Annotated in this window: 11 protein-coding genes and 2 pseudogenes; all 13 read right to left on the bottom strand. The window is 70.4% G+C overall.

Annotation, left to right across the window (positions count from 1 at the left end; translation table 11 throughout):
• Positions 1–68: 68 nt before the first annotated feature.
• The gene (locus ACWPN7_RS14955; RefSeq protein WP_459196915.1) at positions 69–974 is read right to left on the bottom strand and encodes a flagellin; all 906 of its coding nucleotides are present in this window, start codon (positions 972–974) and stop codon (positions 69–71) included.
• 95 nt (positions 975–1,069) lie between these two features.
• Positions 1,070–2,791 carry a flagellar hook-associated protein FlgK gene (gene flgK / locus ACWPN7_RS14950; protein WP_459196916.1) on the bottom strand — a complete coding sequence of 574 codons (1,722 nt, stop codon included), beginning with the start codon at positions 2,789–2,791 and terminating at the stop codon, positions 1,070–1,072.
• A 22-nt stretch (positions 2,792–2,813) separates the two neighbouring features.
• Positions 2,814–3,290 (bottom strand): hypothetical protein, encoded by a 477-nt coding sequence (locus ACWPN7_RS14945; RefSeq protein ID WP_459196917.1) that lies wholly within the window; start codon positions 3,288–3,290, stop codon positions 2,814–2,816.
• A 156-nt stretch (positions 3,291–3,446) separates the two neighbouring features.
• On the bottom strand, positions 3,447–3,704 hold the full coding sequence (locus ACWPN7_RS14940) for a hypothetical protein (protein ID WP_038529244.1): 258 nt from the start codon (positions 3,702–3,704) through the stop codon (positions 3,447–3,449).
• 17 nt (positions 3,705–3,721) lie between these two features.
• Complete coding sequence (flgE, locus tag ACWPN7_RS14935) at positions 3,722–5,032, bottom strand: flagellar hook protein FlgE (protein ID WP_459196918.1); 1,311 nt, start codon at positions 5,030–5,032, stop codon at positions 3,722–3,724.
• 58 nt (positions 5,033–5,090) lie between these two features.
• Positions 5,091–5,750: a flagellar hook assembly protein FlgD gene (locus ACWPN7_RS14930; protein ID WP_038529240.1), complete on the bottom strand. Its 660-nt coding sequence runs from the start codon at positions 5,748–5,750 to the stop codon at positions 5,091–5,093.
• 365 nt (positions 5,751–6,115) lie between these two features.
• Positions 6,116–7,264 (bottom strand): acetylornithine deacetylase, encoded by a 1,149-nt coding sequence (argE, locus tag ACWPN7_RS14925; protein WP_149649640.1) that lies wholly within the window; start codon positions 7,262–7,264, stop codon positions 6,116–6,118.
• Between the two features lie 110 nt (positions 7,265–7,374).
• Complete coding sequence (locus ACWPN7_RS14920; RefSeq protein ID WP_014199764.1) at positions 7,375–8,334, bottom strand: agmatinase; 960 nt, start codon at positions 8,332–8,334, stop codon at positions 7,375–7,377.
• 58 nt (positions 8,335–8,392) lie between these two features.
• Complete coding sequence (locus ACWPN7_RS14915) at positions 8,393–8,815, bottom strand: RidA family protein (protein ID WP_014199765.1); 423 nt, start codon at positions 8,813–8,815, stop codon at positions 8,393–8,395.
• Between the two features lie 116 nt (positions 8,816–8,931).
• Positions 8,932–10,794 (bottom strand): annotated as a pseudogene (locus tag ACWPN7_RS14910) (dipeptide ABC transporter ATP-binding protein); the annotation flags it as partial.
• Positions 10,692–11,057 (bottom strand): annotated as a pseudogene (locus ACWPN7_RS14905) (ATP-binding cassette domain-containing protein); the annotation flags it as partial. The pseudogenes ACWPN7_RS14905 and ACWPN7_RS14910, both read right to left, overlap by 103 nt.
• A 4-nt stretch (positions 11,058–11,061) precedes the next feature.
• Positions 11,062–11,940 carry an ABC transporter permease gene (locus ACWPN7_RS14900; protein WP_459196920.1) on the bottom strand — a complete coding sequence of 293 codons (879 nt, stop codon included), beginning with the start codon at positions 11,938–11,940 and terminating at the stop codon, positions 11,062–11,064.
• A gap of 1 nt (position 11,941) precedes the next feature.
• Positions 11,942–12,898 (bottom strand): ABC transporter permease, encoded by a 957-nt coding sequence (locus ACWPN7_RS14895; RefSeq protein WP_038529233.1) that lies wholly within the window; start codon positions 12,896–12,898, stop codon positions 11,942–11,944.
• Positions 12,899–12,931: the final 33 nt, after the last annotated feature.

Here is a 12,931-nt window from a genome sequence, read left to right as displayed (position 1 = left end):
CCGCCTGTGCATCAGCCCTCAGTGCGTCTCACGGCCGGCGCCGCGAAAGCTGGCGCGGAATCTTTGGCTCAGAGGAAATCGTTCAGGTTGGTCTGCTGGAGGATCTTCATCAGGCTCATGGTCGACTCCAGGTTGGCCTGAAGCTGCGACAGCCGCGTCGTCGCCTCGGCGAGGTCGATGTTGCGGATGTCCTCGACGTGGGTTTGGAGGACGAGCTGCTGTTCCAGGTGGCGGTCGATGGTCCGCTCCAGCGTGGCGGAGGCGGAGCCTAGCTTCGTCTGCACCACGGTCAGCCCGTCCGCCGCCGCGTCGGCGAGGTCGGACGCCTCGTCCACCAGGGCGGTGTCCACCGGGTTGGTCGGCATGTTGGCGATCAGGCTGATGGAGCGCAGCGCCTTCTCGATGGACGGGTCATCGGCGGTGACGCCGTACTGGACGATGAGGTCGTCGGCGGCCTGGAAGTAGGAAACGCTGCCGTCGCCCTTGTAATAGGTCGTGTCGGCGGCGGAGGGGCTGGTCGCCGTCGGCAGTCCGTCCAGCGACACCGCCGCGCGGTCGGTGCGCCCCCCGGCGAACAGGTGGCGGCCTTCCTGCTGGGTGTTCAGCAATCCGGCGAACTCCGTCATCAGGGCCTGCGCCTCGCTTCTGATGCCGTCCGCGGCGCCGCTGCCCGCCCCCTGGAGGCTGGCGACGAGGCTGCGCACCCGGTTGGCGAGGTCGATCATCCCGCCCACGGCGTCGTGCATGGTCTGGATGCGCCCGTTGACCACCTCCCCCTCGTCGACGTAGCGCTCGGAGCGGCGGTAGTGGCTCTCCAGGTTGACGAGGCGCCCGCTGTCGCCGGCGATGCCCTTGTAATCGACCGACGCCTCGCCGGTCGCCGCCTGCACCTGGGCGGTGGCCACCCGTGACTCCGCCGCCAGCATGTAGCGGACGAGCTGGTTCTGGTGGTTGAAGGTCGCGATCCGTTCCATGCCGGCCCCTTTTCATATGCCTCATGCGCCGGCGGGCTCCGGCCGCATGCGCGGCCGGGACCGCAGTCGCGGTCCAAAGCGGATTGCAATCCGCTTTAGCGAACCAAATTCAACGCCGTGTCGAACATCTCCTGCACCGCCTTCATGACCGCGGCGGCGGCCTGATAGGCGGATTGCAGGTTGCTGATCGCGGCGGTTTCCTCGTTGACGTTCACGCCGCTCTGCGAGGCCATCGTCGACTCCAGCCCGCTGGCGTAGGAGTCCTGGTCCTCGTAGGCGGTGGCGGCGCGGGAGGCGGCGGTCGCCGCCCCCTGGATGATGGCGCCCGCATACTGGGAGAAGGTGCCCGTCCTCCCGGACAGGCCACCCGCCGTGTCGAAGGACTGCGCGCCCGAGAAGGCCGTCTTCAGCGCCTGCGCCACCGAGCCCTCCCCCGCGGACAGCGCCGATCCGCCGGCGGCCAGCGTGGCGGAGGTGGAGAGCGCGCCGGTCGCCAGACGCCCGCTGTCCTGAGCGATCGCGTCGCTCACCTTGAGGTCGGCGGCGCCGGTGCCGGTCAGCAGGTCGTTCAGCCCGAAGCGGGCGGAGAAGCCCTTGCCGTCCGCCCCCGCGGTGCCGTCGCCGCCCAGCGCCACGCCGTTCGCGGCGTTGTCGGCCTGGATGACCAGCCGCCCCTGCGCGTCGAGATGGGCCGAGAGCGAGTCCATGGCGTCGATGGCGTCCACCGCGTCCTGCACGGTGGCGTAGGCGGAGAGGTCGAGGTCCAGAACCTCCACCGCCGTGCCGTCCGCCGCCGTGACGGCGACGCGCAGCGTACCGCCGCCGTTCAGCGCGTCGCTGCCCGACATGCCGGCGGTTCCGGTCAGCGCGTTGGGCGGGGGAAAGGCGGTGCCCTGGTTGTGGAGGACATTCAGCGTGTCCTTCAGCGTCAGGGCCAGCTCGTCCAGCCGGGCCTGCTGCGCCGGCAGGTCCTTGTCGCGGACCTGGATCAGCCCGCCCAGCGTGCCCGAGGAGACGGAGCCGGTGACGTCCTTGCCGTCGATGGTGATCGGGTTGAAGCTCGTCCCGGCGCCGACCGTGGTGGCGGGCGTGTAGGACAGCCGGTGCACCGCGGAGTCCAGCAGCGACGTGCCGGAGGATGTGGAGACCCGGACCATGCCGTTGGCGTCGGTCTGGTAGCGGATGTCGATGTCTCCGGCGAGGCTCTTCAGGGCGGTGTTGCGCTGGTCCTCCAGGTCGCCGGTGTCCTGGCCGAGCGCCTTGCCGGTCTGGATGCGGTCGTTCAGGTCCTTCAGCGTGTCGAGCGTGCCGTTGATGCGGGTCACCGTGTCGGCGATAGCGTGGTCGGCCTCGCCGCGCAGCTCCTGCACCGCCTTGGCGGTGGAGCGCAGCGTCTCCGCCACCGCGGTCAGGTCATCCACCGCCGCCGCCTTGGCGCTGCCGCTCTCCGGGGAGGTCGCCAGCGTGGCCAGCGTCTCGCCCAGCGTGTCGATGACCGAGCCCAGCGAGGACGCGGAGGTGGTGGCGCCCAGCCGCTCCTGAAAGCGGTCCAGATAGTCGCTGACCGTCCGGCTGAGACCCAGCCCGGACTGCGCCGACACCAGCGACGTCAGCAGGTAACGGTCCACCGTGCTGCCGATGCCGGCGACCTCCACCCCGGTGAAGCCGACGGCGGTGTCGCTCGTCGTCGGCTTGGCGGTCTTGCGGGTGTAGCCCTCCGTGCCGGCGTTGGCGACGTTGGCCGAGGCGACCGCCATGCCCACCTCGTTGGTGCGCAGCGCGGAGGTGGCGATGCTGCCGGCGACGCGCAGGGACATGACGGATCTCCTGTGCGGCGGGTCAGGCGGTGACGGCGAGGTGCTTCGCCCCCGCCGCGCGACCGAGCGCCGCGTAGGAGCGCGCCGGGCCGGACACGGAGGCGGCGGCGCGCAGCGCAGCGCCGATGGCCGCCTGCCGGGCCTGTCGGGCTCTGGCCTGCGCTTCCAGCGCGCGCACCGACCGCCCGAGCGGGGCCAGCGCGCCGTCCAGCGCCTTGCGCACGGCCAGCCGGGTTTCCAGCGGCACGCGCTTGCTCTGCGCCGCGGCCAGCGCGTCGTGCAGCGTTCCGGCCTGGCTGTGCAGGAGCATCTGCATGGCACCCGCTGCCCGCAGGGCGTCCACCGCGCGCCCCTCCCGCGCGGCGCTGGCGGCGCGCTCCGCGTGCCCTTCCAACTCCGCGACGAAGCGGGCGATGACCGCCACTGGGTCCGGGCGGGAGGCGGGCCTGGGAGATGTGGGCGGGTTGTGCGGGGTGGGGAGCATGGCGGTCTCCTTCATGTGTTCCCTCTCCCCTCTGGGGAGAGGGTTAGGGGGAGGGGGTTGCGCGTGTGCCGGACAAAGCGCCATGCGCAACTCCCTCACCGGCCCTCCGGGCCACCCTCTCCCCAGAGGAGAGAGGGCTATGAAGGGCGAATGCGGGCATCCTTCGAGGCGTCAGCCGCGCAGGGCGCCGGTGCGGCGGTAGGCGGTGGCGGCGCGCTGGGCGCTGCCGGTCTGGCGAATCGCCGCCTGCACCGCGGCCCGTGCCGCGGCGATGCGCGCCCGCAGGCCCAGCAGGTCGTCGATCAGCGCGAGGCGCTCCGCCGGTACTGGGACCGGCTGGGACCGGTGATGGTCCACCCGCTGGGCGAGGCGGCGCAACTCGGTGTCCAGAGCGGCTTCGCCGTCGAGAAGCGGTTGCGCGGGCTGCATGGCCGTCACCGCCGCCGTCAGCGCTTCATGGCGATCAGCGTGTCCATCATGTCCTGCGAGGTCGTGATGACCTTGGAGGCGGCGGAATAGGCCTGCTGGGCGACGATCATGCGGCTGAACTCGTCGGTCAGCTCGACCGTGGAGCTTTCCAGCGCGCCCGCCGTCACCGTCCCGGCCTTGGCGTCGCCCGCCGTGCGGAGCTGGTACTGACCGGCCGCCGCCGTCTGGGTGAAGGTGGTGCCGGTGACGCTTTCCAGCCCGTCGGCGTTGGCGAAGGTGGCGATGGGGATCTGGTAGATCGCCCGCGTCTCGCCATTGTCGAAGACGGCGCGGACGATGCCGTCCTTGCCGATGGTCGTGCCGGTCAGGGAGCCGGGCTTGTAGCCGTTCTGCGTCGTGGTCTCGACGCTGACCGAGGGCGTGCTGTCGCCCGACGCGTGCTGGGTCAGGCCGTTGTTGCTGTTGGCGGTGCCGAGGTTCAGCGCGACCGCGCTGCCGCCGGCCCCGGTGGTCCATCCGTCGACGGTGAAGGACAGGGCGGACAGGTCGGCGGCGGTCGTCGTGCCGTCCGCGGCCACCGTGGCGGCGGAGGCCAGCGTGCCGTCGGTGTTGAAGGAGAGCTGGATGGGGAACCCCGCGATGGTCCCGGTGGTCCGGGTGGCGTCGGAGGACATGACGGGGTCGGAGGCGTCCAGCTCCCACGTGTTCTCGCCGGTCTTGGTCCAGCTCAGGGTGATGGAGTGGCTGACGCCCAGGCTGTCGAACATCTCCATGTCGGTGGTGAAGCTGTCGCCGGTGTCCGCGTCCGAGGGCAGGTTGGCGTCGATGCCCATGGTCGAGGTCGCCTTGGGCGTGCCCTTGATGTTGGCGACGTTGACCGGGACGAGGCTGTCCACCGACCCCTTGTTGCCGGCGGTGACGGCGCCGTTGGCGTTCAGCGCCCAGCCGTAGAGGTAGTAGCCCTCGCTGTTCGACAGGTAGCCCTGGGCGTCGGTGGAGAAGGAGCCGTTGCGGGTGAAGGCGACGGTGCCGTCCGCCGTCTCCTCCGACACCACGAAGAAGCCCTCGCCGTTGATCGCCATGTTGGTGGAGACCGACGAGGACTGGATCTCGCCCTGCGCGCTGATGTTGCGGTAGGTGGTGGCGAGCACGCCGCCGGTCTGCTCGTCGATGGTCGAGGTCTTGTTGATGTAGGAGTTGAAGTTCGTCCCGGTGCTCTTGAAGCCGGTCGTGCTGGAATTGGCGATGTTGCTGGAGATGGAGGCGAGCGCCTTGCTCTGCGCCATCAGGCCGGACGTGGCGCTGTACATCGCGCTGGTGATGCTCATCGTCGCACCTGTCGCAAGAAAGGGGATGGGACCGCGGAGGAGGCCGGGAGGGGGCGGCTCAGCTCAGCGACAGCACGTCGTCGGCGGGCACGCTGACGCCGCCGATGCCCAGCGCCGCGCTGGTGCCGGAGGTGTCCACGGAGGTGACCGTGCCCTTGATCCGCGTCTCGGTGGCGATGGCGGCCTTGCTGGAGTCCAGCGCGGTGACGGTCAGGCTGTAGGTGCCCGACGTGTGGACCGCGCCGTCGCGTCCCGTGCCGTCCCAGGTGAAGGAATGGCTGCCCTGGCCGGTGGCGCCGCTGTCCTGGTAGACGATGGCCCCGTCCTCGTCGCGCACCGTCAGGGTGACCGACGCGGCCTCGCTGTTCAGCGAATATTCCCAGTTGGCCGCGCCGTTCTGCAGGGCGGTCGTGTCGCCCTCCGCCGTCACCGTCCGCCCGAGATAGCCCAGCGCCGAACTGCCGGTTCCCAGCGCCTGCACCGCCGAGGTCAGCTCGTCCAGCTTGTCGCTCATGGACATCTGCTGCTCCAGCGAGGAGAGCTGCACGAGCTGGCTGGTGTATTGGGCGGTGTCCACCGGGTTGGTCGGGTCCTGCACCTCAAGCTGCTTCAGCAGCAGCGTCAGGAAGGACTGGTAGCTGCCGGCCAGCGAGGCCGAGGAGCTTTTGGCGGACGAGGTGGTCGTGACGGTCGAGGAGCTGAGCGAGTCAACCTGCATGGCGGCCTCCGGGATGCAGCCTCCCCGTCGCGGGAATCGGGGATTCCGCGTCCGTTTCGGCGTGATGATCCAGCGTGTGGTCCGGGAGGAGGCGCCGCAGGGCGGAGCGTTGTCCCGTTCTGTGGCTATCCACGGAGGGGATCGGAAAAGCTGGCGGACTTTTTTCAGCGCGGGCGGAAAAGCGGCGGGAGAGGCCGCGTGGGGCGCGCCGTCGAGGATGGGTCCGCCGAGCTGGGCGGGGTGCACGGCGCTGTGCCGCCGCTGTGCCGCCGCACCATCGGCCCCGATCGTGCGACGGGGGAAAACGGAATCGTCGCTTTTTGGTTTGCTAAGTTTGAATCACGTCAGCCCTGTGGCGGGCGCGGTCAGGCCAGCCGGGCGAGCAACGCATCCAGCATGCGGTCGCAGGCGGTCAACTGGTCCTCCGCGACGAACTCGTCCGGCTTGTGGGCCTCGCCGATGCTGCCGGGGCCGCAGACGACGGTGGGAATGGACAGGCGCCGCTGGAACAGGCCGCCCTCGGTGCCGAAGGAAATCTTGCCCAGGCTGTTGCCGCCGGTGAGCGCCTTGACGAAGGACACCACCTCCGCATCCTCGTCGGTGTCGAGGGCGGGGTAGCTGGACAGTTCCGTGATGTCCACGGCGGCGGCGGGGAAGGCGGTCCGCAGACGCTTCTCCATGGCCTCGGCCTCGGCGCGGACGGCGTCGAGCAGAGGGTCCACCGGGTCCTGCGGCAGGTGACGGATCTCCATGTCGAGACGGCACTGGTTGGGCACGATGTTCAGCGCGGTCCCGCCCTGGATGACGCCGGCGTGGATGGTGGTCCAGGGCACGTCGTAACCGGCGTCGCGCGCCCCCTCGGTCTGCACCCGCTCCTGAAGGCGGCGCAGGCCGGTGAGCATGTCGCAGGCCATGTGGATGGCGTTCAGCCCTTGCGGGGCGAGGCTCGAATGGCACTCGGCGCCCCGGCAGTCGATGCGCAGCGCCGTCTTGCCCTTGTGGGCGGTGACCACCTGCATCAGGGTGGGTTCGCCGACGATGCAGAAACGCGGGCGGACCGGCAGGGCGGCCATCATGTCGATCAGGCGCCGCACGCCCAGGCAGCCGACCTCCTCGTCGTAGGACAGCGCGAGATGAAGCGGCTGGCTGAGCGTCCGCCCGGAGGCCCGTTCGGCCAGGGCCATCGCCGCGGCGATGAAGCCCTTCATGTCGGCGGTGCCGCGGCCGTAGAGATTGCCGGCCCGGCGGGTCAGGCGGAAGGGATCGCAGGTCCAGGCCTGCCCGTCCACCGGCACCACGTCGGTGTGGCCGGACAGCAGGATGCCCGGACGGTCGGCCGGGCCGACGCTGGCGAAGAGGTTGGCCTTGCGCCCGTCCTCGCTCGGCACCAGCCGCGTGGCGGCGCCGGCCGCCTCCAGCCGCTCCTTCGCCCAGAGGATGAGGTCGAGGTTGCTGTCGCGGCTGACCGTGGGAAAGGCCACCAGCCGCTCCAGAATGTCCAGCGTCGCACCCATGGCGGGATGGTCCTTCTTCCTTGATCGTCGATCAGTCCCGGCTTTTCCGCGCCGTCGGGACGGAGGCGGCCGTCGGCCGGCCTCCTCCGCTCCTCGTCAGGCCGCGCCGCTCACTTGGCGTCGAAGTAGCCGGCCTGGATGGTCTTGCCGATCAGGTTGCAGATGATGCGGCCGGCGGTGATCGCGGTGATGCCGTTCACGTCCTTCTTGGGCGTGATCTCCACGATGTCCATGCCGACGACGCGGCCCTTCTTCACCAGGCCGTGGATCAGCGTGCGGATCTGGGGATAGGTCACGCCGCCCGGCGCCGGGCCGTTGACGGCCGGCATGATGGTCGGGTCCATGCCGTCGGCGTCGATGGTCAGGTAATAGCGCCCGCCGTCGGGAATGCGGTCGAGCACCGCCTTCATGCCGACGTCCTGCAGCTCCACGTCGGGGATCAGCACGGCGCCGTAGGCCTGGGCCGCCTCGACCTCCTCCGGCCGGGCGCTGCCGGCGGAGCGCAGGCCGATCTGGAAGATCTGGCCGACATGGTCCATCTCCGCGGCGCGGCGGATCGGGCTGGAATAGCCGCCGCGGGCGCCGTTCACATGGTCGCGCCAGTCGAGGTGCGCGTCGATGTGCACGAGCGTGATCGGACCCTGATCGTCGTAGGCGCGCAGCACCGGGATCGGGATGCCGTGGTCGCCGCCGATGATGATGGGAAGCATGCCCTTGGCGAGCATCGCCCGCACCACCGCCTCGGCGTTGCGGTAATGCAGGTCGAGGTCGCGCGGGTTCGCCTTCACGTCGCCGCAGTCCACGACCTTGATGTCCTTCCCGCCGAGCAGCGGACCGCCGATGTCGAAGTCCCAGCGCTCCAGCTGGCGCAGCGCCCGCTCGGTGTAGCGGCGGACCCAGGTCGGGGCGTTGGTCTGGTCGTTGGTCACCTCGTCGATCGAGTAGGGATCGCCGTAGGGGATGCCGAGGATGCCGATGTGGCCGTCGAGCTGGTCGAGATCCGTGCAGATGGGGAAGTCGAGGAAGCTCTGCAGTTCGCGGCGCGGCGGGTTGGTCAGGGTGCTGCTCATGGCGGGCGTTCCAGGTCTCTTTTGTGGCCAGGTTTCTTCTGAGAAATGCGAGAAGGGATCAGGGGGCGTCGGGGATCACGGCGATGGCGTCGACCTCGACCACCCACTCCGGCCGCGCCAGGGCGCTGACGACGATGCCGGTGGAGACGGGATGGACGCCCTTCAGCCACTTGCCGATGGTGCGGTAGACCGGCTCGCGGTAGCGCGGGTCGGTGATGTAGACGGTGATCTTGCAGATGTGCTCCATCTTCGCGCCGGCCTCGTCCAGCAGCATCTTGATGTTGCTCATGGCCTGCTCGGTCTGGCCGGCGGCGTCGCCGATGGCCACGCTCTCGCTGGTGTCGAGGTTCTGGCCGATCTGGCCGCGCACGAAGACCATCGCACCGCGGGCCACGACCGTCTGGCAGAGGTCGTTGTCCAGCGCCTGCTCGGGATAGGTCTTCTTGGTGTTGAACTTGCGGATGCGGGTGTGGGTGGTCATGGGTCGTTTCTCTCTTGGGTGAAGGGGTGCGCCGGGCATGGTTGGGGCGTATCCGGGAGGCCGAAGCCGTCCCGGCCGTCACGCCGCCCGGAAAGGGTTGGCTGCGGATTAGTCGGTCAGTGCAGGGCCGCCAGTTCGGGGAAGACCGACGCCCGTTCCGCCAGCTCGGCCAGCGGGATGTGGCAGGCGATGCGGTGGCCGTCGGCCGCCGTCTGCACCGGCGGCGCGCGCTCGTCGCAGATGGCGCCGAGCTTGCGCGGGCAGCGGCCGCGGAAGGCGCAGCCCCCGCCGCCGGGCGGTGCGGTGGAATCCTCCAGCAGGATGCGCTCGGGCTCCGGCCCGTCCTCCGTTCCGCTCAGCCGCGGCACCGCCGACAGCAGCGCCTCGGTGTAGGGGTGGTAGGGCGGGCGCAGAACCCGGCCGATCGGACCCTCCTCGCAGATCGTGCCGCCATAGACGACCAGCACGCGGTCGGCGATGTGCGACACCACGGCGATGTCGTGGGTGATGAACAGGTAGGACAGCCCCAGCTCGTCCCGCAGGTCGGCGAGCAAATTGAGGATGTTCGCCTGCACCGAGACGTCGAGCGCTGACACCGCCTCGTCGCAGACGACGAACTCCGGATCGGTGGCCAGGGCGCGGGCGATGTTCACGCGCTGGCGCTCGCCGCCGCTCAGCTCGTGCGGGTAGCGGTCGGCGTAGGCGGCGGGCAGGCCGACGCGGGTCAGCAGGGCCGCGATCATCTCCCGGCGCTCCGCCTCGCCCTGGCGGCCGGCGAGGACGAGGGGGCGCTCCATGGCCGCCCCCACCGTCTTGCGCGGGTTGAGCGAGGCGGCGGAATTCTGGAAGACGAGCTGGGCGCGGCGGCGCAGGTCGCGGTCGCCCTCCTTGGCCTGCTTGACGAAGTCGGCGCCGTCGAACAGCACCGTGCCGGCGGTCGGCTCGATCAGGGCCAGCAGCGAACGGCCGATCGTGCTCTTGCCGCTGCCGCTCTCGCCGACCACGCCCAGCACCTCGCCGCGCTGGATGGTGAAGGAAACGTCGTCGACCGCCACCGTGCCGTCGCGGCGGAGCCACGGCAGGATCGACCGGCGCTCGCCGAAAACCTTGCGCAGGGCATCGACCTGCACCAGCGGGGCGGAGCGGGTCGGCGGTGCCGCCGGCGCCCGGGACGCGGTTGATTCCTCCGGCCACGGGGTGCCGGACAGGGCCTCGGCCTTCCAGCAGCGCACGCTGTTGCCGGCGGCGTCCCCGCGCAGCGCCTGGGGCAGGCGGCGGCAGGTCTCCTCGGCGAACGGACAGCGCGGCGCGAAGACGCAGGAGTCGGGAGGACCCGACAGCTTGCTGACCGTGCCGGGGATTGAGGACAGGCGGTGCCGGCGGTCCGTGGTGATGCGCGGCAGCGCCGCCACCAGACCCTTGGTGTAGGGATGGACCGGCCGGGCCAGCACGTCGCGGGTGCGCCCGGTCTCCACGACCTCGCTGCCGTAGAGGACGCAGACCGAATTGCAGATGCGGTTGACGATGCCGAGGTTGTGCGAGACGAACAGGGCGCTCAGATGATGGCTCTCGCACAGGCCGGCGAGCAGCTCGATGATCCGCGCCTCCACCGTGACGTCGAGCGCCGTCGTCGGCTCGTCGAGAATCAGCAGCTTGGGGTCGCAGCCGAGCGCGGTGGCGATCAGCACGCGCTGCTGCATGCCGCCCGACAGCTGGTGCGGGTAGGACTGCGCGATGCGCCGCGGCTCGCGGATGCCGACCTCGGCCAGCAGCTCTTCCACCCGTGGTGCGGCCTGCCGGGGGTGAATCCCTTGTGCTGGACCAGCGGTTCGGCGATCTGCCGCCCGACGGTCAGCGCCGGGTTCAGCGAGGTGAATGGGTCCTGGAAGACCGCGGCGATGCGGTCGCCGCGCAAGCTCCGGCGGTGCGCGGCGGACAGGCGGCGCAGGTCGGTCCCCTCGAACAGAATCTCGCCGCCGTCGATGCGCCCGGCCTCGCCCAGCAGGTCGAGGATGGCCATGGCGACGGTGCTCTTGCCCGAGCCGGACTCGCCCACCAGCCCCATGACCTCGCCGGGCCGGATCGCGAAGCTGACGTCGCTGGCGGCGCGCAGCGTGCCGCGCGGGCTGGCGTAGTTGATGGTGAGGTTGCGCACCTCCAGCAGGGCGGACGCGGCGGCAGTCGTGGAGGCCGGGGTCGGATCGGGGGACGCGGCGGCGGAAAGGGGCACGAGAGCGGTCATGGGGTCAGTGTCCTCCCGTGTTGCGGGGGTCCAGCACGGCGCGCAGTCCATCGCCCAGCAGGTTGATGCCGATCACGGTGATGCCCATGGCGAGGCCGGGGCACAGCGCGATCCACGGCGCTTGCTCGACGAAAGGCCGGGCCTCGCTGATCATCAGGCCCCAGTCGGAGGAGGGCGGCTGGGCGCCCATGCCGATGAAGCTGAGGGCGGCGCCCAGCAGGATGGCGAAGACGACGCGCAGGCTGGACTCGACCGCCAGCGGCGGCCAGATGTTCGGCAGGATCTCGTGGAACAGGATGTAGGCGGTGCTCTCGCCGCGCAGCCGGGCGGCGGTGATGAACTCCTCCTGCATCAGCTCCAGGGTGATGGCGCGGGTCAGGCGGACCACCTGCGGCACGTAGACGATGCCGATGGCGACGACCGCCTTCCACAGGGCCGGCGGCGTGACCGCCAGGACGAGGATGCCCAGCAGGATGGGCGGGAAGGACATCAGCACGTCCATGCAGCGCATGATGATCTCGTCGGTCCGGCCCCGGCCGTAGCCGGCGACCAGCCCCAGCGGCACGCCGACGAGCAGGCTGATGGCGGTGGCGGCGACGCCCATGACCAGCGAGTTGGTCGTGCCGACGAGGGTGCGGCTGAACACGTCGCGGCCGTACTCGTCGGTGCCGAACCAGAAGTCCGGCCCCGGCGGCTGCAGCCGGCTCATGATGTTCATCTCGTCGTAGGGGTAGGGGGCCAGCCATGGGCCGGCCACGGCGACCACCAGCAGCGGCGCCAGCAGCGCGATCCCGAGGACGAGCGAGGTGGGCCAGCGCTTCGAAGCGGAGCGGGGCGGCACGGAGCGGGGGGGCGCGGCGGGGGTTTGGCTCGCGGCGGTCATGTCAGGCGTTCCCCATGCCATGGCGGATCTTAGGGTTGACGAACGCGTAGAGCAGGTCGGCCGCCAGGTTCGCCAGGCAGTAGGCGGTCGAGATGATCAGGATGGTCGCCTGGATCAGCGGCAGGTCGTGGCGCTGGATGGCGAACAGCAGCAGCCGGCCCATGCCGGGGAAGGAGAACACCGTCTCGATGACCACGACGCCGCCGAGGATCAGGCCGAAGTCGATGGCGAGCACGGTGATGGTCGGCAGCAGCGCGTTGCGCAGGGCGTGGCGGACGATCACCACCTTCTCCGGCAGGCCCTTGGCGCGGGCGTATTTCACGTAGTTGGTCTGCAGGACGTCGATCATGCTGGAGCGGGTCAGCCGCGCGATGCGGGCGATCAGCATCAGAACCAGCGTGACGACCGGCAGGACCAGATGCGACGCCCAGGGCACGAAGCCGTCGGCGAGCGGCGCGTAGCCGCCGGTCGGCAGCCATTTCAGGTAGCTGCCGAAGACCAGCACCAGGACGATGGCCCAGAAGAAGTCGGGAACGGCGATGCCGAGATAGGACACGCCCGAGACCATCTGGTCGGCCATGCGCCCGCGGCGCACAGCGGCCAGGACGCCGGCGCCGATGCCGATCACCGTCACCACCGCCAGAGCCACCACCGCCAGGACCAGGGACCGGCTCAGCGCCTCCATCAGGATCGGCGCGACCGGCTGCTCCAGCACCAGCGAGCGGCCGAGATCGCCCTGCAGGATGCCGGCGGCCCAGCGGCCGTACTGCACGATCAGGGGCTGGTCGAGGCCGAGCTTGACCGTGATGGCGTCGATCACCTCCTTCGAGGCGAACTGTCCGGCGATCATCGACGCGACGTCGCCCGGCATCGCCTGCGTCACCAGGAAGACGAGGATCGACATGACGACCAGCACCATCGCCAGATAGGCCAGCCGGGTGAGTGTGTAGAGGAGCATGGAGAGAGCTTCCCTTGGCCCGGGGCCGTCGGG

The organism is Azospirillum sp. UENF 312511 (assembly GCF_058780635.1).
The sequence above is the reverse complement of the archived record's forward strand: the minus strand, read 5'-3'. Positions and strand labels throughout refer to the sequence as shown.

Coding starts and splice junctions, on each gene's coding strand:
- ACWPN7_RS14955 (WP_459196915.1), bottom strand. CDS start 974: ATGGAACGGATCGCGACCTTCAACCACCAGAACCAGCTCGTCCGCTAC.
- flgK (WP_459196916.1), bottom strand. CDS start 2,791: ATGTCCCTGCGCGTCGCCGGCAGCATCGCCACCTCCGCGCTGCGCACC.
- ACWPN7_RS14945 (WP_459196917.1), bottom strand. CDS start 3,290: ATGAAGGAGACCGCCATGCTCCCCACCCCGCACAACCCGCCCACATCT.
- ACWPN7_RS14940 (WP_038529244.1), bottom strand. CDS start 3,704: ATGCAGCCCGCGCAACCGCTTCTCGACGGCGAAGCCGCTCTGGACACC.
- flgE (WP_459196918.1), bottom strand. CDS start 5,032: ATGAGCATCACCAGCGCGATGTACAGCGCCACGTCCGGCCTGATGGCG.
- ACWPN7_RS14930 (WP_038529240.1), bottom strand. CDS start 5,750: ATGCAGGTTGACTCGCTCAGCTCCTCGACCGTCACGACCACCTCGTCC.
- argE (WP_149649640.1), bottom strand. CDS start 7,264: ATGGGTGCGACGCTGGACATTCTGGAGCGGCTGGTGGCCTTTCCCACG.
- ACWPN7_RS14920 (WP_014199764.1), bottom strand. CDS start 8,334: ATGAGCAGCACCCTGACCAACCCGCCGCGCCGCGAACTGCAGAGCTTC.
- ACWPN7_RS14915 (WP_014199765.1), bottom strand. CDS start 8,815: ATGACCACCCACACCCGCATCCGCAAGTTCAACACCAAGAAGACCTAT.
- ACWPN7_RS14900 (WP_459196920.1), bottom strand. CDS start 11,940: ATGACCGCCGCGAGCCAAACCCCCGCCGCGCCCCCCCGCTCCGTGCCG.
- ACWPN7_RS14895 (WP_038529233.1), bottom strand. CDS start 12,898: ATGCTCCTCTACACACTCACCCGGCTGGCCTATCTGGCGATGGTGCTG.